Annotated in this window: 14 protein-coding genes, 3 tRNA genes and 3 rRNA genes; 9 read left to right on the top strand and 11 right to left on the bottom strand. The window is 52.6% G+C overall.

Annotated features, from left to right (window positions below; genetic code table 11):
* Window positions 1-17 precede the first annotated feature (17 nt).
* Entirely contained in the window at window positions 18-776 is a 759-nt protein-coding gene (gloB, locus tag DBR02_RS15075) for a hydroxyacylglutathione hydrolase (protein ID WP_107534746.1), read from the top strand.
* Window positions 777-844: 68 nt separating this feature from the next.
* Complete coding sequence (gene mltD, locus DBR02_RS15070) at window positions 845-2,209, top strand: murein transglycosylase D (RefSeq protein WP_107534745.1); 1,365 nt, start codon at window positions 845-847, stop codon at window positions 2,207-2,209.
* A gap of 52 nt (window positions 2,210-2,261) precedes the next feature.
* Here mltD and DBR02_RS15065 read toward each other — a convergent pair whose 3' ends face one another.
* The 3 genes from DBR02_RS15065 to DBR02_RS15055 form a co-directional block, all read right to left on the bottom strand.
* On the bottom strand, window positions 2,262-3,035 hold the full coding sequence (locus tag DBR02_RS15065) for a class I SAM-dependent methyltransferase (protein WP_107534744.1): 774 nt from the start codon (window positions 3,033-3,035) through the stop codon (window positions 2,262-2,264).
* 77 nt (window positions 3,036-3,112) lie between these two features.
* A complete protein-coding gene (locus DBR02_RS15060; protein ID WP_107534743.1) occupies window positions 3,113-3,913 on the bottom strand; it encodes an endonuclease/exonuclease/phosphatase family protein in 801 nt (266 codons plus the stop codon).
* A 137-nt stretch (window positions 3,914-4,050) separates the two neighbouring features.
* Window positions 4,051-5,226, bottom strand: a complete 1,176-nt coding sequence (locus tag DBR02_RS15055) for an MFS transporter (protein ID WP_107534742.1) — start codon at window positions 5,224-5,226, stop codon at window positions 4,051-4,053.
* Between the two features lie 104 nt (window positions 5,227-5,330).
* Here DBR02_RS15055 and yafC point away from each other — a divergent pair, with 104 nt between their 5' ends.
* Window positions 5,331-6,236, top strand: a complete 906-nt coding sequence (gene yafC, locus DBR02_RS15050) for a DNA-binding transcriptional regulator YafC (RefSeq protein WP_107534741.1) — start codon at window positions 5,331-5,333, stop codon at window positions 6,234-6,236.
* A 28-nt stretch (window positions 6,237-6,264) separates the two neighbouring features.
* Here the strand turns inward: yafC and dkgB are convergent, their stop codons facing one another.
* The 8 genes from dkgB to gmhB all read right to left on the bottom strand — a co-directional run bounded on the left by dkgB (window position 6,265) and on the right by gmhB (window position 13,421).
* Window positions 6,265-7,068 carry a 2,5-didehydrogluconate reductase DkgB gene (gene dkgB, locus DBR02_RS15045; RefSeq protein ID WP_107534740.1) on the bottom strand — a complete coding sequence of 268 codons (804 nt, stop codon included), beginning with the start codon at window positions 7,066-7,068 and terminating at the stop codon, window positions 6,265-6,267.
* A 160-nt stretch (window positions 7,069-7,228) separates the two neighbouring features.
* Window positions 7,229-7,305: transfer RNA gene (locus tag DBR02_RS15040), tRNA-Asp, on the bottom strand.
* A gap of 55 nt (window positions 7,306-7,360) precedes the next feature.
* Window positions 7,361-7,476: ribosomal RNA gene (gene rrf, locus DBR02_RS15035) — 5S ribosomal RNA — on the bottom strand.
* A gap of 63 nt (window positions 7,477-7,539) precedes the next feature.
* Window positions 7,540-10,443, bottom strand: a 23S ribosomal RNA gene (locus DBR02_RS15030).
* Between the two features lie 170 nt (window positions 10,444-10,613).
* Window positions 10,614-10,689: transfer RNA gene (locus tag DBR02_RS15025), tRNA-Ala, on the bottom strand.
* A gap of 105 nt (window positions 10,690-10,794) precedes the next feature.
* Window positions 10,795-10,871, bottom strand: a tRNA-Ile gene (locus tag DBR02_RS15020).
* A gap of 70 nt (window positions 10,872-10,941) precedes the next feature.
* A 16S ribosomal RNA gene (locus DBR02_RS15015) occupies window positions 10,942-12,483 on the bottom strand.
* Together the 16S, 23S and 5S rRNA genes with 3 tRNA genes alongside form the textbook arrangement of a ribosomal RNA operon.
* 371 nt (window positions 12,484-12,854) lie before the next feature.
* Window positions 12,855-13,421, bottom strand: coding sequence for a D-glycero-beta-D-manno-heptose 1,7-bisphosphate 7-phosphatase (gmhB, locus tag DBR02_RS15005; RefSeq protein WP_102750352.1), 567 nt, complete (start codon window positions 13,419-13,421; stop codon window positions 12,855-12,857).
* A gap of 188 nt (window positions 13,422-13,609) precedes the next feature.
* Between gmhB and metN the strand changes: the two genes are divergently transcribed.
* The 6 genes from metN to proS all read left to right on the top strand — a co-directional run bounded on the left by metN (window position 13,610) and on the right by proS (window position 19,189).
* On the top strand, window positions 13,610-14,641 hold the full coding sequence (gene metN / locus DBR02_RS15000) for a methionine ABC transporter ATP-binding protein MetN (RefSeq protein ID WP_107534739.1): 1,032 nt from the start codon (window positions 13,610-13,612) through the stop codon (window positions 14,639-14,641).
* Window positions 14,634-15,287 (top strand): methionine ABC transporter permease MetI, encoded by a 654-nt coding sequence (locus DBR02_RS14995; RefSeq protein ID WP_003856130.1) that lies wholly within the window; start codon window positions 14,634-14,636, stop codon window positions 15,285-15,287. The genes metN and DBR02_RS14995 overlap by 8 nt, the downstream gene beginning before the upstream one ends.
* 40 nt (window positions 15,288-15,327) lie before the next feature.
* Window positions 15,328-16,143 carry a methionine ABC transporter substrate-binding lipoprotein MetQ gene (gene metQ, locus DBR02_RS14990; protein ID WP_006810023.1) on the top strand — a complete coding sequence of 272 codons (816 nt, stop codon included), beginning with the start codon at window positions 15,328-15,330 and terminating at the stop codon, window positions 16,141-16,143.
* Between the two features lie 106 nt (window positions 16,144-16,249).
* Window positions 16,250-16,654 (top strand): Rcs stress response system protein RcsF, encoded by a 405-nt coding sequence (gene rcsF / locus DBR02_RS14985; protein ID WP_003856133.1) that lies wholly within the window; start codon window positions 16,250-16,252, stop codon window positions 16,652-16,654.
* Entirely contained in the window at window positions 16,651-17,358 is a 708-nt protein-coding gene (gene tsaA / locus DBR02_RS14980; protein WP_107534738.1) for a tRNA (N6-threonylcarbamoyladenosine(37)-N6)-methyltransferase TrmO, read from the top strand. The genes rcsF and tsaA overlap by 4 nt, the downstream gene beginning before the upstream one ends.
* 112 nt (window positions 17,359-17,470) lie before the next feature.
* A complete protein-coding gene (gene proS, locus DBR02_RS14975; RefSeq protein ID WP_107534737.1) occupies window positions 17,471-19,189 on the top strand; it encodes a proline--tRNA ligase in 1,719 nt (572 codons plus the stop codon).
* Window positions 19,190-19,225: the final 36 nt, after the last annotated feature.

The raw sequence follows: 19,225 nt of genomic DNA, 5'->3' as shown, positions 1-19,225 counted from the left end.
GCTATAAGAGGTAATGCATGAATCTTATCAGTATTTCCGCCTTTCAGGACAATTACATCTGGGTTTTAGTCGACGACGATCGCAGATGCATCATTGTGGATCCCGGCGAATCCACTCCGATCCTGGACGCAATAAATGAAAACGGCTGGCAGCCGGAGGCGATTCTCCTCACCCACCACCACAATGACCACGTGGGCGGCGTTCCCGATCTGCTTGCGCAATATCCTGGTCTTGCCGTGTATGGGCCGGCTGAGACACAAAACAAGGGCACAACGCAAGTCGTTAGCGAGGGCGAAAGTGTCCAGATTCTTGGGTGGGAGTTTTCCGTATTTGCTACACCAGGTCACACTTCTGGACATCTTTGTTTCTACAGTAAACCTTATCTGTTTTGCGGCGACACGCTGTTTTCAGGGGGGTGCGGAAGGCTTTTTGAAGGCACGCCAGAACAAATGTATCAATCTTTACAAAAAATTAATGCATTGCCTGCCGACACCGTAATTTGCTGTGCCCACGAGTATACATTAGGAAATATGAAGTTTGCTGCGAGCATCTTACCCGAGGATCGGGCGATTCAGGATTATTACCAGAAAGTGAAGGAGTTACGTGCAAAAAACCAAAAAACACTTCCCGTAATTCTGAAAAATGAGCGCCAAATAAATTTATTTTTAAGAACGAATGATGTTGATTTAATTAATAAAATTAACCAAGAAACAAATTTGCAACAACCAGAAGCGCGTTTTGCATGGTTAAGGTCAAAGAAAGATAACTTCAGATAAATGCGGGTTGCCTTTTCAAAATTTCGCCGTTATCATCGCTCGTCTTTTAAGCAACTATTGACACACACATGAAGGCAAAAGCGATATTACTCGCCTCTGTCCTGCTTGTTGGTTGCCAGTCACAGAACGGCGGCAACGTACAGCAGCACGCACAGAGCCTTTCTGCGGCTGGTCAAGGGGAAGCAGGGAAGTTTACGAGTCAGGCGCGATGGTTGGACGATGGGACATCCTTCGCGCAGGAACAAGACTTGTGGGCCTCTATTGGCGACGAGCTAAAGATGGGAATTCCGGAGAACACCCGGATTCGCGAACAGAAGCAGAAGTATTTAAGAAATAAGAGCTATCTCCACGATGTAACATTACGGGCAGAGCCGTATATGTACTGGATAGCCGGGCAAGTTAAAAAACGTAACATGCCTATGGAACTGGTACTACTACCCATAGTGGAGAGCGCTTTTGACCCGCACGCGACGTCTGGCGCCAATGCCGCAGGCATTTGGCAGATCATTCCGAGCACAGGGCGAAATTATGGTTTAAAGCAGACCCGCAACTACGATGCGCGTCGTGATGTTGTCGCTTCAACGACAGCCGCTCTCGACATGATGCAACGTCTGAATAAGATGTTTGATGGCGACTGGTTATTGACTGTCGCAGCGTATAACAGTGGTGAAGGTCGTGTACTGAAGGCAATGAAAGCGAATAAAGCGCGTGGTAAATCCACAGACTTCTGGTCGCTCTCACTGCCACAGGAAACAAAGATTTACGTACCGAAAATGCTGGCCCTGAGCGATATTCTCAAGAACAGCAAACGTTACGGTGTACAACTGCCAACACCAGACGAAAGTCGTGCACTGGCGCGTGTCCGCCTCAGCAGCCCGGTTGATATTCAACAGGTTGCCGATATGACGGGTATGTCGGTAAGTAAATTGAAAACCTTTAATGCAGGTGTTAAAGGCTCTACGCTGGGTGCAAGTGGCCCGCGCTATGTGATGGTTCCGCAGAAACACGCAGAACAGTTACGTGAGTCTTTAGCTTCGGGGGAAATTGCAGCCGTTCAGTCCACGCTGATCGCTGATACGTCGCCTGTAAGCAGCCGCAGCTATAAGGTGCGTTCAGGTGATACGCTTTCAGGTATTGCATCACGTCTTGGCGTGAATACGAAAGATCTCCAGCAGTGGAATAATCTGCGCGGGTCGGGTCTGAAAGTGGGTCAAACGCTGACCGTAGGTGCAGGTAGCAGCGCACAGCGTCTCGCTAAAAACAGCGATAGCATTACCTATCGCGTGCGTAAAGGCGACTCGCTGTCCAGTATTGCTAAGCGTCACGGCGTAAACATCAAAGATGTGATGCGCTGGAACAACGATACGGCCAACCTGCAACCTGGCGACCAGCTGACGCTGTTTGTGAAAAACAGCGCTACGCCAGATTCCTGATAGTACGATCGCTTGTTAAAAAGGCACCGATTCCCCTCGGTGCCTTTTTTGTTTATCTCGCTTTATGCGCTTCGGCCATGATGGTGTCGCTGGTAAACGAACCATCCCCATGCAATTCAAAGTACGCCTTCACGTCAGCAGAGGCGCTCTCCTGATACAATCGGATCGCCTGCGTTAATGCCTCCGGTGTGCGCATCCGCGCAATCCATGACGTAAACTCCAGCGGCAAACGGTCGGTTATCAACGAGCGTGAAATCAGGCCGGCTTCGGTGATAAACGTAAGCCACTCTCCACTGGAGTAGTTTTGCACGTGCGAGGTATCACGCAGCGCTTCAACCGTCTGAAGCCAGATATTCCGCACCGGATGTCCGGGAGACATCACGTCCATGATGATGAAGATCCCGCCCGGTTTGAGCACGCGTTTCACTTCCCGTAATGCCTGACCCACATCATGCCAGTGGTGTGCAGAGTAACGGCTAATCACAACCTCAAACGACGCATCCTCAAAGGGTAAAGATTCAGCGTAGCCCTGGCGTGTCGTGACGTTATTCAGCCCTTTTGCTTTCGCCGCCTCAGCAACCACGTCCAACATCTGGCTCGATAAATCATACGCCGTTACCTGGCCGACATGCTGTGCGGCGGTAAAACTGGCGTGCCCCGCCCCGCAGCCTAAGTCCAGCACGTGCGCGTCAGGAAAGGCGGCGAGCCGTTCGCCAAGACGCACCAGATCGCGGCCAGAAGCGTGCACGGCGCTGCTCAGATAGGCACTTGCCTGAGAACCAAACTGTTTTTCGACGTTGTCATGATGGGAGTGTGTTGTTGTCATGTTGCTGTCCTTTTATGGGTTAAATAATAAAGGGCAGCACCCGCACAGGCCTGCCCCACGGCAGACCTGACGCACCATTATTTATCAGGTTTGCCGGGACTGAATTCAACGAGTAGAGGATTATGATCGGAGGCGCGCGTCACCAGTACGGAGGCGTCGTGCACGCTTAAACCACGATAGAAAACGAAATCGAGAGGACGGCCAAACGCTTTCTTGCGCTGGTCATCGCCAAAACGCACTTCACGCAGCGACATTTCACGCGCAAAGCGGTACAACGCGTTCATGCGCGGACGGCTCCAGGCATTAAAGTCCCCGGCCATAATGATTGGCCCACTGTGATGAGCAATCTGATCGCCAATGGGAAGTAACTGCTTACTATACACATCAACGCCCAGGCTGAAGTTTACCGCATGAATGTTTACCACCATCAGCAGACGGGTATCAGGCAACGGATAGACCGTGACTAGCGCCGATTTTGCCAGACGCAGGATTGGCTCACGTTCACGCAGCGGGCAGCAATAGACCGGATGTGCGGCTGAAAGGGTCATTACCCCAGATGGATGCTGTGGCAGAACAAAGGCAGGCACCTGATCGGCTGCAAGATAGTTTGTTGTTGCAAACCTTACCAGATCAGGCGTGGTTTGCGCCTCCTGTAACAGAACCAGGTGCGCATCTTTGCCGAAATTTTGAAGTACGGATAACCACTCCGCACGCTGTTGCTTGAAGATGTTCCACACCAGCACGCGAATTTTATCGTCACTGCTTAAGGGAGTGCCCGCAGGTAATGCCTGGCTGAGGCTCGCAAACGACCCCGGAGGCAAGATCCTCTCCGCAGGCATTCCGGCAACATAACGCATGGCATAGGTATTTTTTCGCACTTTTGGAAACGGCCTCTATAACATGAACCAGCCCGGAAAACGGACTGGTTCTAATGTTATAGGGATTTTAGGTCACACTTTCAACGCAATTACTGAGAAACCGCTTTCCAGTTTTGTAAGCAAGCACTTACTGATACTCATCCCAGCGCGACGCGAGCAGGTTTATCAAGACGTCCACTCAGAGCAATCAGGAAGAAAGCGACAAGCACAATCACTGCGCCAATCCACGGCGTCTGGGTTAATCCAACGTGTTCAACCGTCTGCCCACCGATAACCGAGCCGAGTGCGATACCGATATTGAATGCGGCAATATTCAGGCCGGATGCGACATCCACCGCATTGGGGGTATAGCGTTCCGCTTTCTGCACAACATAGACCTGCAATCCCGGTACGTTACCAAACGCGAATACCCCCATAACCAATACCGTTACCAGCGCGGCGTATTGCATCGATGCGGTGAACTGGAAAATCATCAGCAGAACAACCAGTGCGGCGAAGATGAACTTCAGCGCCGGTACCGCACCATGCTTATCCGCAAGCTTGCCGCCCCAGATATTGCCGATTGCGACGGAGATACCGTAGCCCAGTAAAATCCAGCTCACTGCCCCCGGGGAGAAACCAGCCAGCTCCTGCATCATCGGCGCAAGGAAGGTGAACGCAGTGAACACGCCACCATAGCCCAGCGCCGTTACGGCATAGATAAGCAGCAGGCGCGGGTGTGTTAGAACCTTAACCTGATCGCTCAGGCTGGCACTCGCGCGCCCCGGGATATTCGACGGGACCAACAGCAGGCTGGCCACCAGAGCAATGACGCCCAACAGCGATACCGCGAGGAAGGTTTCACGCCAGCCAAAATGTTGTCCGATAAACGTGCCTAACGGCACGCCAGTAACCAGCGCGACGGTTAAGCCACCAAACATAATCGCAATGGCTGACGCCGCTTTCTCTTTTGGCACCAGGCTGGTTGCAATCGTGGAACCGATAGAGAAGAAGACTCCGTGCGCGAGGCCTGTCAGCAGGCGAGCAATGACCAGCGTGGCGTAATCCGGTGCCTGCCAGGCCAGAATATTGCCGGCGGTAAAGAGCACCATCAGGGCGACTAACAGTTGTTTACGCGGGAATCGGCCGGTCAGCGCCGTCAGCACAGGCGCCCCAACAGCGACACCTAACGCATAAATAGATACCAGCAGCCCGGCAGAGGGCAGCGAAATGGCAAGTTGATGAGCAATGGTAGGGACCAGTCCTACAATAACAAATTCGGTCGTGCCAATTGCAAAGGCACTGATCGTCAGGGCAAGAAGCGCCAGTGGCATAAAATACTCCGTCTCTACAGGATTAAGATGACAGGCAGTATGCGCCAGTGTTTAAATAACAAAAATGGTTAGAATCTCAATAGAATTTTGCAGGTGGTGCAATAATGAAGGCAACATCGGAAGAACTGACTATCTTTGTCGCCGTGGTCGAAAGCGGGAGCTTTAGCCGCGCCGCCGAACAGCTCGGGCAGGCGAACTCAGCCATCAGCCGCTCGGTGAAAAAGCTGGAAATGAAGCTCGGGGTAAGCCTGCTTAACAGAACAACGCGCCAGCTCAGCCTGACGGAAGAAGGTGAGCGTTATTTTCGACGCGTGCAGTCCGTTTTGCAGGAGATGGCGGCGGCAGAAACGGAAATCATAGAATCACGCAGCACGCCGCGTGGGCTGCTGCGCATAGATGCGGCGACGCCGGTCGTACTGCATTTCCTGATGCCGTTAATCAAGCCCTTCCGGGAGCGTTACCCGGAGATGACCCTGTCGCTGGTCTCTTCTGAGACATTCATTAACCTGATTGAGCGTAAAGTTGACGTGGCGATCCGCGCGGGCACTCTGACGGACTCAAGCTTACGCGCGCGCCCCCTGTTCGCCAGCTACCGCAAAATTATCGCGTCACCGCAATATATTGCCGAGCATGGCAGACCGGAGACGGTTGAAGAGCTGAAGCAGCATCTCTGTCTGGGTTTTACGGAGCCTGTAAGCCTGAATACCTGGCCTGTCGCCTGCCATGACGGGCAGCTTCATGAAATTACCTGCGGCATCTCTTCTAACAGCGGGGAAACGCTGAAGCAGCTGTGTCTGCAAGGGAATGGGATCGCCTGCTTATCCGACTATATGATTGATAAGGAAATTGCAGCTGGCCAGCTAGTTGAGCTGATGGCTGATAAACGCTTGCCTGTAGAGATGCCTTTTAGCGCGGTGTATTACAGTGACCGAGCGGTAAGTACGCGCATACGCGCATTTATCGACTTCCTGAGTGAGCATATAAAAACAGCTCCCGGAGGAGCTGTGTGAGGGTTAAGGGCACAGAGGGAGGGTTTTATTAATCCCAGTCTGGTGCTAACCCTTCCGGGCTGACCAGACGATCGTTGCATTCCAGTGCTGCGATCGCTTTTTTATCTTCATCATCAAGCTGGAGATCCCACGCTAACAGGTTACTTGCCAGGTTTTCACGTTTGGTTGAAGACGGGATCACAGCATAACCTTCACCCATCGCCCATGCCAGGATCACCTGTGCAGCTGTCGCATTGTGTTTTTCAGCGATGCGCGCTATGACTTCATCTTTCAGGGCCTTACCATAAGCCAGCGTCATGTACGAGGTGATATGAATACCATGCTGTTTCGCCCAGTCCACTACGTTGCGGTTTTGCAGGTAGGGAGAGAGTTCAATCTGGTTAGTAGCAATATTCTCTTTACCCACTGCGGCAATGGCTTTTTCCATCAATGGGATAGTGAAATTCGAGATACCAATTTCACGCGTTAAGCCCTGCTCTTTTGCTTCCAGCAGCGCCTGCATAAACTCTTCTACGGAGACGGCATCGCCAGGTGATGGCCAGTGGATCAACGTCAGATCAACATAATCAGTACGCAGCTTTTTCAGACTTTCCTTCAGGCTTGGGATCAGCTTGTCTTTGCTGAGGTTCTCAATCCAGATTTTGGTGGTGATGAAAAGCTCGTGGCGCGGTACGCCGCTCTCTTCGATGGCCAGGCCTACGGCAGCTTCGTTGTCATAAATCTGCGCCGTATCAACGGCGCGATAGCCCAGTTCCAGAGCGGTTTTAACAGATGCGATAACAACGTCGTCCTTCAGGCGAAAAGTGCCGAGACCCAGTGCAGGGATAGTCATATGATTCCTCAATCGTTATGTTCGTAAACTGAGGAGGATTATCGCTGTGGTTGTTATGTCGAAAAAGATCGTAAAACGCAGAGGATTTTTGCTAATTTCGCAATAGTTAAACGACAGATAAGAAAAAAGCCCTGAGCGTTAGCTCAGGGCTTTTAATAAGTGGCGGAACGGACGGGACTCGAACCCGCGACCCCCTGCGTGACAGGCAGGTATTCTAACCGACTGAACTACCGCTCCACCGAATACTTCTGTAACCACCGGATTAATGCACCGGCTCACTACTTAATTTGATGCCTGGCAGTTCCCTACTCTCACATGGGGAGACCCCACACTACCATCGGCGCTACGGCGTTTCACTTCTGAGTTCGGCATGGGGTCAGGTGGGACCACCGCGCTAAAGCCGCCAGGCAAATTCTGTTATCTGTATCAGGCTGAAAATCTGTCTCTTCGCCAAAACATCTTCGGCGTTGTAAGGTTAAGCCTCACGGTTCATTAGTATCGGTTAGCTCAACGCATCGCTGCGCTTACACACCCGACCTATCAACGTCGTCGTCTTCAACGTTCCTTCAGGAGACTTAAAGTCTCAGGGAGAACTCATCTCGGGGCAAGTTTCGTGCTTAGATGCTTTCAGCACTTATCTCTTCCGCATTTAGCTACCGGGCAGTGCCATTGGCATGACAACCCGAACACCAGTGATGCGTCCACTCCGGTCCTCTCGTACTAGGAGCAGCCCCCCTCAATTCTCCAGCGCCCACGGCAGATAGGGACCGAACTGTCTCACGACGTTCTAAACCCAGCTCGCGTACCACTTTAAATGGCGAACAGCCATACCCTTGGGACCTACTTCAGCCCCAGGATGTGATGAGCCGACATCGAGGTGCCAAACACCGCCGTCGATATGAACTCTTGGGCGGTATCAGCCTGTTATCCCCGGAGTACCTTTTATCCGTTGAGCGATGGCCCTTCCATTCAGAACCACCGGATCACTATGACCTGCTTTCGCACCTGCTCGCGCCGTCACGCTCGCAGTCAAGCTGGCTTATGCCATTGCACTAACCTCCTGATGTCCGACCAGGATTAGCCAACCTTCGTGCTCCTCCGTTACTCTTTGGGAGGAGACCGCCCCAGTCAAACTACCCACCAGACACTGTCCGCAACCCGGATTACGGGTCTACGTTAGAACACCAGCCATTAAAGGGTGGTATTTCAAGGTTGGCTCCACGCAGACTGGCGTCCACGCTTCAAAGCCTCCCACCTATCCTACACATCAAGGACCAGTGTTCAGTGTCAAGCTATAGTAAAGGTTCACGGGGTCTTTCCGTCTTGCCGCGGGTACACTGCATCTTCACAGCGAGTTCAATTTCACTGAGTCTCGGGTGGAGACAGCCTGGCCATCATTACGCCATTCGTGCAGGTCGGAACTTACCCGACAAGGAATTTCGCTACCTTAGGACCGTTATAGTTACGGCCGCCGTTTACCGGGGCTTCGATCAAGAGCTTCGCGTTGCCGCTAACCCCATCAATTAACCTTCCGGCACCGGGCAGGCGTCACACCGTATACGTCCACTTTCGTGTTTGCACAGTGCTGTGTTTTTAATAAACAGTTGCAGCCAGCTGGTATCTTCGACTGATTTCAGCTCCGTCCGCAGGGACTTCACCTACATATCAGCGTGCCTTCTCCCGAAGTTACGGCACCATTTTGCCTAGTTCCTTCACCCGAGTTCTCTCAAGCGCCTTGGTATTCTCTACCTGACCACCTGTGTCGGTTTGGGGTACGATTTCGTGTTACCTGATGCTTAGAGGCTTTTCCTGGAAGCAGGGCATTTATCACTTCAGCACCGTAGTGCCTCGTCATCACACCTCAGCGTTAAAAGGTACCGGATTTACCTGGAACCTCCGCCTACATGCTTAAACCGGGACAACCGTCGCCCGGCTGACATAGCCTTCTCCGTCCCCCCTTCGCAGTAACACCAAGTACAGGAATATTAACCTGTTTCCCATCGACTACGCCTTTCGGCCTCGCCTTAGGGGTCGACTCACCCTGCCCCGATTAACGTTGGACAGGAACCCTTGGTCTTCCGGCGAGCGGGCTTTTCACCCGCTTTATCGTTACTTATGTCAGCATTCGCACTTCTGATACCTCCAGCAACCCTCACAGGCCACCTTCAACGGCTTACAGAACGCTCCCCTACCCAACAACACATAGTGTCGCTGCCGCAGCTTCGGTGCATGGTTTAGCCCCGTTACATCTTCCGCGCAGGCCGACTCGACCAGTGAGCTATTACGCTTTCTTTAAATGATGGCTGCTTCTAAGCCAACATCCTGGCTGTCTGTGCCTTCCCACATCGTTTCCCACTTAACCATGACTTTGGGACCTTAGCTGGCGGTCTGGGTTGTTTCCCTCTTCACGACGGACGTTAGCACCCGCCGTGTGTCTCCCGTGATAACATTCTTCGGTATTCGTAGTTTGCATCGGGTTGGTAAGCCGGGATGGCCCCCTAGCCGAAACAGTGCTCTACCCCCGAAGATGAATTCACGAGGCGCTACCTAAATAGCTTTCGGGGAGAACCAGCTATCTCCCGGTTTGATTGGCCTTTCACCCCCAGCCACAGGTCATCCGCTAATTTTTCAACATTAGTCGGTTCGGTCCTCCAGTTAGTGTTACCCAACCTTCAACCTGCCCATGGCTAGATCACCGGGTTTCGGGTCTATACCCTGCAACTTAACGCCCAGTTAAGACTCGGTTTCCCTTCGGCTCCCCTATACGGTTAACCTTGCTACAGAATATAAGTCGCTGACCCATTATACAAAAGGTACGCAGTCACCCCATAAAGAGGCTCCCACTGCTTGTACGTACACGGTTTCAGGTTCTTTTTCACTCCCCTCGCCGGGGTTCTTTTCGCCTTTCCCTCACGGTACTGGTTCACTATCGGTCAGTCAGGAGTATTTAGCCTTGGAGGATGGTCCCCCCATATTCAGACAGGATACCACGTGTCCCGCCCTACTCTTCGAGTTCACAACAAGTGTGTTTTCGTGTACGGGACTATCACCCTGTACCGTCGGACTTTCCAGACCGTTCCACTAACACACAAGCTGATTCAGACTCCGGGCTGCTCCCCGTTCGCTCGCCGCTACTGGGGGAATCTCGGTTGATTTCTTTTCCTCGGGGTACTTAGATGTTTCAGTTCCCCCGGTTCGCCTCGTTAACCTATGTATTCAGTTAACGATAGTGCAACGGATTGCACTGGGTTTCCCCATTCGGACATCGACGGGTCAAAGGTTCATATCACCTCGCCGTCGCTTTTCGCAGATTAGCACGTCCTTCATCGCCTCTGACTGCCAGGGCATCCACCGTGTACGCTTAGTCGCTTAACCTCACAACCCGAAGATGTTTCACTTCTGATTGCGAAAATTTGAGAGACTCGAACACACATGAGCTGTGTGTCGTTTCAATTTTCAGCTTGATCCAGATTTTTAAAGAGCAAAACTTCGCAGTGCACCTTTTCAGGTTCACTCTGAAGTTTTCTTGTGTTCGCAGTAAAAGATGGTGGAGCTATGCGGGATCGAACCGCAGACCTCCTGCGTGCAAGGCAGGCGCTCTCCCAGCTGAGCTATAGCCCCATCGTAGTCACCTCTGTACCGGTAATTTTTGTTGAGGCAAGGCGTGGTGACACGAAGCATACTTATGTATGTGAGTGTCGCCGCAACGCAGCATCAGCAAAAATTTGGTAGGCCTGAGTGGACTTGAACCACCGACCTCACCCTTATCAGGGGTGCGCTCTAACCACCTGAGCTACAAGCCTGTAGAGGTTTTTTACTGCTGTTTTTCATCAGACAATCTGTGTGGACACTACAAAGGCAGGTTCTTTAAGGTAAGGAGGTGATCCAACCGCAGGTTCCCCTACGGTTACCTTGTTACGACTTCACCCCAGTCATGAATCACAAAGTGGTAAGCGCCCTCCCGAAGGTTAAGCTACCTACTTCTTTTGCAACCCACTCCCATGGTGTGACGGGCGGTGTGTACAAGGCCCGGGAACGTATTCACCGTGGCATTCTGATCCACGATTACTAGCGATTCCGACTTCATGGAGTCGAGTTGCAGACTCCAATCCGGACTACGACGCACTTTATGAGGTCCGCTTGCTCTCGCGAGGTCGCTTCTCTTTGTATGCGCCATTGTAGCACGTGTGTAGCCCTACTCGTAAGGGCCATGATGACTTGACGTCATCCCCACCTTCCTCCAGTTTATCACTGGCAGTCTCCTTTGAGTTCCCGGCCTAACCGCTGGCAACAAAGGATAAGGGTTGCGCTCGTTGCGGGACTTAACCCAACATTTCACAACACGAGCTGACGACAGCCATGCAGCACCTGTCTCAGAGTTCCCGAAGGCACCAAAGCATCTCTGCTAAGTTCTCTGGATGTCAAGAGTAGGTAAGGTTCTTCGCGTTGCATCGAATTAAACCACATGCTCCACCGCTTGTGCGGGCCCCCGTCAATTCATTTGAGTTTTAACCTTGCGGCCGTACTCCCCAGGCGGTCGACTTAACGCGTTAGCTCCGGAAGCCACGCCTCAAGGGCACAACCTCCAAGTCGACATCGTTTACGGCGTGGACTACCAGGGTATCTAATCCTGTTTGCTCCCCACGCTTTCGCACCTGAGCGTCAGTCTTTGTCCAGGGGGCCGCCTTCGCCACCGGTATTCCTCCAGATCTCTACGCATTTCACCGCTACACCTGGAATTCTACCCCCCTCTACAAGACTCTAGCCTGCCAGTTTCGAATGCAGTTCCCAGGTTGAGCCCGGGGATTTCACATCCGACTTGACAGACCGCCTGCGTGCGCTTTACGCCCAGTAATTCCGATTAACGCTTGCACCCTCCGTATTACCGCGGCTGCTGGCACGGAGTTAGCCGGTGCTTCTTCTGCGGGTAACGTCAATTGCTGAGGTTATTAACCTCAACACCTTCCTCCCCGCTGAAAGTACTTTACAACCCGAAGGCCTTCTTCATACACGCGGCATGGCTGCATCAGGCTTGCGCCCATTGTGCAATATTCCCCACTGCTGCCTCCCGTAGGAGTCTGGACCGTGTCTCAGTTCCAGTGTGGCTGGTCATCCTCTCAGACCAGCTAGGGATCGTCGCCTAGGTGAGCCGTTACCCCACCTACTAGCTAATCCCATCTGGGCACATCCGATGGCAAGAGGCCCGAAGGTCCCCCTCTTTGGTCTTGCGACGTTATGCGGTATTAGCTACCGTTTCCAGTAGTTATCCCCCTCCATCAGGCAGTTTCCCAGACATTACTCACCCGTCCGCCACTCGTCAGCGAAGCAGCAAGCTGCTTCCTGTTACCGTTCGACTTGCATGTGTTAGGCCTGCCGCCAGCGTTCAATCTGAGCCATGATCAAACTCTTCAATTTAAAAGTTTGATGCTCAATGAATTAAACTTCGTAATGAATTACGTGTTCACTCGTTGAGACTTGGTATTCATTTAGTGTCCGAGGACATTAAGAATCCATGTCACTTTGAGTGCCCACACAGATTGTCTGATAAATTGTTAAAGAGCAGTGCAACGCGGCTTTCGCTCACCGTTGCGAGGTGGGGTATATTACGCTTTCCTCTTTCAGAGTCAACCCGTTATTTCAGGATTTTTTCTCTTCAGCCGACCGGGTTGTCCGTGAAGTGATTCACATCCGCCGTGTCGATGGAGGCGCATTATAGGGAGCCGCCGAGGAATGACAAGCGGAAAAATGCATTTTTATTTCAACCGCTCACCTTTTCACCAAAACGTCTATTTTTGGTGCTTTTTAATCTCTTTTGGCAGATCTGCCAGACTATTTATCACCCAGTCGGCTGCATTTTCTGCTTCTGGCGTGACTGGTTTACCGGTCCGCACTAATACTTTGGTTCCCACACCTGCCGCCGCCGCTGCCTGCATATCTTCCAGTTTATCGCCCACCATATAAGACGCGGCCATATCAATGTGCAGGAATTCCTGGGCAGAGATAAACATGCCCGGGTGTGGCTTACGGCAATCACAGGTCTGACGATACGCTTCTACGGTTCCCTGTGGATGATGCGGACAATAATAGATGCCATCAAGATCGACGCCGCGATCGGCCAGAGACCAATCCATCCATTCCGTCAGCGTTTCAAACTGTGCTTCGGTGAATTTCCCCCGGGCGATACCGGATTGATTAGTTACCACCACCAGCGCGTAACCCATCTCTTTCAGCTGGCGCATGGCATCTATTACGCCCTCAATAAATTCGAACTCATCAATCTCATGGACGTAACCGTGATCCACATTAATAGTGCCATCACGATCGAGAAAAATTGCGGGTACAGATTTTGCCACCGGTTTGCTCCTGAAAAAGGCTTGTTCAGCTAGTATCTCATGAATCGCAGCGCAATAAAGTGCTCATCGCACAGAGTTGGATTGATTTAGACGTCTGGATGCCTTAACATCCATTTTGTTTACGGTCATACCCCGTATCTGGCAGAAGAAAATGCCACGGCTAACTTACTTACGATAAAAATAATCTAATGATTAAACTTTCCAATATCACCAAAGTGTTCCAGCAGGGGAACCTTACCATTCAGGCACTGAACAACGTCAGCCTGCATGTGCCTGCTGGTCAAATTTATGGCGTCATTGGCGCATCGGGTGCAGGTAAAAGTACGCTGATCCGGTGTGTTAACCTGCTTGAGCGCCCAACCCAGGGCAGCGTAGAAGTTGGCGGCCAGGAGCTTACAGCGCTCTCCGAAAAAGAACTCACGAAAGCACGTCGTCAGATCGGCATGATTTTCCAGCACTTTAACCTGCTGGCCTCACGCACCGTTTTCGGCAACGTGGCGTTGCCGCTGGAGCTGGACAACACGCCGAAGGAAGAAGTTACGCGTCGCGTCACCGAGCTGCTGGATCTGGTTGGGCTGGGTGATAAGCATGACAGCTACCCGGCTAATCTCTCCGGCGGTCAAAAGCAGCGCGTGGCGATTGCGCGCGCGCTGGCAAGTAACCCAAAAGTGCTGCTGTGTGATGAAGCCACCAGCGCACTGGATCCGGCCACTACGCGTTCTATCCTGGAACTGCTGAAGGACATTAACCGTCGTCTGGGCCTGACTATCCTCCTTATTACGCACGAGATGGACGTGGTGAAGCGAATCTGCGACTGTGTCGCCGTCATCAGCAATGGTGAGCTGATCGAGCAGGACACGGTCAGCGAAGTGTTTTCACATCCTAAGACGCCGCTGGCTCAGCAGTTCATTCAGTCCACGCTGCATCTGGATATTCCGGAAGATTATCTGGAACGTCTGAAAACAGACGCTGCGGCGGACAGCGTCCCAATGCTGCGCATGGAATTTACGGGCCAGTCCGTAGACGCCCCGCTGCTTTCCGAAACCGCGCGTCGCTTTAACGTGAACAACAACATTATTAGCGCGCAAATGGATTACGCCGGCGGCGTGAAGTTCGGCATCATGCTGACGGAAATGCACGGCACGCAGGAAGAAACCCAGGCGGCAATTGCCTGGCTGCAAGAACATCATGTAAAAGTAGAGGTACTGGGTTATGTCTGAGCCGATGATGTGGCTACTGGTTCGCGGCGTTTGGGAAACGCTGGCAATGACCTTCGTATCGGGCTTTTTTGGTTTTGTGATTGGGCTGCCGGTCGGCGTGCTGCTGTACGTCACACGCCCGGGTCAAATTATTGAAAACGCGAAGCTGTATCGCACGCTTTCTGCGCTGGTCAACATTTTCCGTTCTATACCGTTCATTATTCTGCTGGTGTGGATGATTCCGTTTACTCGCGTGATTGTCGGGACGTCGATTGGTTTGCAGGCGGCAATTGTCCCGCTAACCGTAGGCGCCGCGCCGTTTATTGCCCGCATGGTGGAAAACGCCCTGCTGGAAATCCCAACGGGCCTGATTGAAGCTTCCCGCGCCATGGGTGCAACGCCAATGCAGATCGTTCGTAAAGTTCTGCTGCCCGAGGCGTTACCTGGGCTGGTGAATGCAGCAACCATCACGCTTATCACGCTGGTCGGTTACTCCGCAATGGGCGGTGCCGTGGGTGCCGGTGGTTTAGGCCAGATTGGGTATCAGTACGGCTATATTGGCTATAACGCTACCGTAATGAATACCGTTCTGGTATTGCTGGTTGTGCTGGTTTACTTAATCCAATTCTCTGGCGATCGTATCGTCCGGGCTGTTACGCATAAATAACGTTACAAACAACACAAACTCGACGAGTTAAGGATATAACATGGCGTTTAAATTTAAGACCTTTGCAGCAGTAGGCGCACTGATTGGTTCGCTGGCACTGGTGGGTTGCGGTCAGGACGAAAAAGATCCAAACCACATCAAGGTAGGCGTTATTGTCGGTGCAGAGCAGCAGGTTGCTGAGGCCGCGCAGAAAATCGCGAAAGAAAAATACGGCCTGGACGTTGAGCTGGTGACCTTCAACGATTACGTTCTGCCGAACGAAGCGCTGAGCAAAGGCGACATTGACGCTAACGCCTTCCAGCATAAACCGTACCTGGATCAGCAGATCAAGGATCGCGGCTACAAGCTGGTTGCTGTCGGTAACACCTTCGTTTACCCGATTGCCGGTTATTCCAAGAAAATTAAATCTCTGGATGAACTCCAGCCGGGTTCACAGGTTGCCGTCCCTAACGACCCAACCAACCTTGGCCGTTCGCTGCTTCTGCTCCAGAAAGTGGGCCTGATTAAACTGAAAGAAGGTGTTGGCCTGTTGCCGACCGTTCTGGACGTCACCGAAAACCCGAAAAATCTGAAAATTGTTGAACTGGAAGCCCCTCAGCTGCCACGTTCTCTGGACGATGCACAGATCGCGCTGGCCGTTATCAACACCACTTACGCCAGCCAGATCGGTCTGACCCCTGCGAAAGATGGCATCTTCGTTGAAGACAAAGATTCCCCGTACGTCAACCTGATCGTGACTCGCGAAGACAACAAAGACGCGGAAAACGTGAAGAAATTCCTTCAGGCATATCAGTCTGAAGAAGTTTACCAGGAAGCCAATAAGGTGTTTAACGGCGGCGCTGTTAAAGGCTGGTAATCTCACCTCAGTGTAATATCATCAAGACGGGCATTTGCCCGTCTTGTCATTTGTGCGGTCAACTGCTTCAATATCTGACGTTTTGATTATCCACTGAGGAATTATTATGCGTGCTTTACCGATCTGTCTTTTAGCACTGATGCTGAGCGGCTGTTCTATGCTAAGCAGATCTCCTGTTGAACCCGTTCAAAGCACTGCAACCCCGCCAAAAGCGGAGCCAGCAAAACCGAAAGCGCCTCGCGCTGCGCCGGTACGTATTATTACCAAAGCCGACGAGCTGGTCGGTAAGCCATTCCGTGAACTGGGCGAAGTGAGCGGCGAATCCTGTCAGGCAACGAATCAGGACTCCCCTCCAAATATCCCAACAGCCCGCAAGCGTATGCAAATCAACGCGTCGAAAATGAAAGCCAACGCGGTGCTGTTGCACAGCTGTGAAGTCACCAGCGGTACGCCAGGCTGCTACCGTCAGGCGGTATGCATCGGTTCTGCGCTTAACATCACGGCGAAATGAGTGCATTTCAGTTCGAGCAGATAGGCGTTATCCGCTCTCCTTATAAAGAAAAGTTCGCCGTGCCGCGTCAGCCGGGTCTGGTCATTAACGGCGGCGGCGAGCTGCATCTCGTCGCGCCCTACAATCAGGCCGATGCGGTGCGCGGGCTTGAGGCGTTCAGCCATTTATGGGTGGTTTTTGTATTTCACCAGACCATGGAAGGCGGCTGGCGTCCGACCGTGCGCCCGCCTCGTCTGGGCGGTAATGCCAGAATGGGGGTTTTTGCCACCCGCTCAACGTTCCGACCGAATCCAGTTGGGATGTCGCTGGTCGAACTGAAAGGGATACGCTGTCAGAAAGATCGGGTGATCCTGGAGTTAGGCAGCCTTGACCTGGTAGACGGCACGCCGGTCATTGATATTAAGCCTTACCTGCCCTTTGCCGAAGCGCTGCCGAATGCGCATGCAAGCTATGCTCAGGACGCGCCGCAGGCAGATATGCCTGTTTACTTTACGTCTGAAATAGCGACGCAAATCGGCCAGCTGGAAAAACGCTATCCTCGTCTGCGTGACTTTATCGTTGAAGTGTTGGCGCAGGACCCTCGTCCCGCCTACCGCAAAGAGGAAGACGCCGGAAAAACGTACGCCGTCTGGCTGCTGGACTTTAACGTGCGCTGGCGCGTGACTGATGCGGGTTTTGAAGTGTTTGCCCTGGAACCCAGGTAATTTTGTTCTCCTCTCTTTTGGCATCTTTGCCACACTGGTAAACTAAACCACTTTTTTTGTGTCAGGCTGGCGTTTCAGCCTGTTCCAATCGTCGAAATGGAACCGTAACAACATGCGTACTAGCCAATATCTGCTCTCCACTCTGAAGGAGACACCTGCCGACGCCGAGGTGATCAGCCACCAGCTGATGCTGCGCGCCGGGATGATCCGCAAGCTGGCCTCCGGGTTATACACCTGGCTGCCGACCGGCGTGCGCGTCCTGAAAAAAGTCGAAAACATCGTGCGTGAAGAGATGAACAACGCCGGTGCAATCGAGGTGTTAATGCCGGTGGTTCAGCCTTCTGAACTGTGGCAGGAGAGCGGTCGCTGGGAGCAGTACGGCCCGGAGCTGCTGCGTATTGCCGATCGTGGCGATCGTCCATTTGTTCTCGGCCCAACGCATGAAGAAGTGATCACCGATCTGATCCGTAACGAGCTGAGCTCTTACAAACAGCTGCCGCTGAACTTCTTCCAGATCCAGACCAAGTTCCGTGACGAAGTGCGCCCACGCTTTGGCGTTATGCGCTCTCGCGAATTCCTGATGAAAGACGCTTACTCTTTCCATACCTCTCAGGAATCTCTGCAAGAGACCTACGACAAAATGTACGCGGCTTACAGCAAAATCTTCTCCCGCATGGGGCTGGATTTCCGTGCTGTACAGGCTGATACCGGTTCAATCGGCGGCAGCGCCTCTCATGAATTCCAGGTTCTGGCGCAGAGCGGCGAAGACGATGTCATTTTCTCTGACTCCTCTGATTACGCCGCCAACATTGAGTTCGCAGAGGCGCTGGCACCAAAAGAACCTCGTGCGGCAGCAACCCAAGAGATGACGCTGGTTGATACCCCAAACGCGAAAACCATCGCCGAGCTGGTTGAGCAGTTTACTCTGCCTATCGAAAAAACGGTCAAAACGCTGCTGGTGAAATCTGCTGAAGGCAGCGCTTACCCGCTGGTTGCCCTGCTGGTCCGTGGCGATCACGAGCTGAACGAAGTGAAGGCCGAGAAGCTGCCGCAGGTTGCCAGCCCGCTGACCTTCGCGACGGAAGCCGAAATTCGCGCCGTGGTGAACGCAGGCCCAGGTTCTCTGGGTCCGGTGAATATGCCTGTTCCTGTGGTGATTGACCGCACCGTTGCGGCAATGAGCGACTTCTCTGCGGGCGCAAACATTGACGGGAAACACTACTTCGGCATCAACTGGGATCGTGACGTGGCGACGCCGGAAGTGGCTGACATCCGTAACGTGGTCGCAGGCGATCCAAGCCCGGACGGCAAAGGTACCCTGATGATCAAACGCGGTATCGAAGTAGGTCACATCTTCCAGCTGGGCGATAAGTACTCGCGCGCAATGAACGCTGCGGTTCAGGGCGAGGATGGGCGTAATCAGGTTCTGACCATGGGCTGCTACGGCATTGGCGTAACCCGCGTGGTTGCTGCCGCTATTGAGCAGAACTATGACGAGCGCGGTATCGTCTGGCCGGATAACATCGCACCGTTCCAGGTGGCGATCCTGCCAATGAACATGCACAAGTCATACCGCGTGCAGGAGCTGGCCGAAAAACTTTACGCTGAGCTGAGCGCGAAAGGTATCGACGTACTGATGGATGACCGTAAAGAGCGTCCTGGCGTAATGTTTGCTGACATGGAACTGATCGGTATTCCGCACACCGTCGTCATCGGCGACCGTAACCTCGACAGCGACGAGATTGAATACAAATACCGTCGCAACGGCGAAAAACAGATGATCAAGACGGGCGACATTCTTGATTACCTGGTGAAAGCCATCAAAGGTTAAGAAACAAAAAACCCCGCAAGCGCGGGGTTTTTTAAT

The organism is Enterobacter cloacae complex sp., assembly GCF_900322725.1.
Lineage (GTDB): Bacteria > Pseudomonadota > Gammaproteobacteria > Enterobacterales > Enterobacteriaceae > Enterobacter > Enterobacter quasihormaechei.
This window is presented reverse-complemented; position numbering and strand designations above follow the sequence as displayed.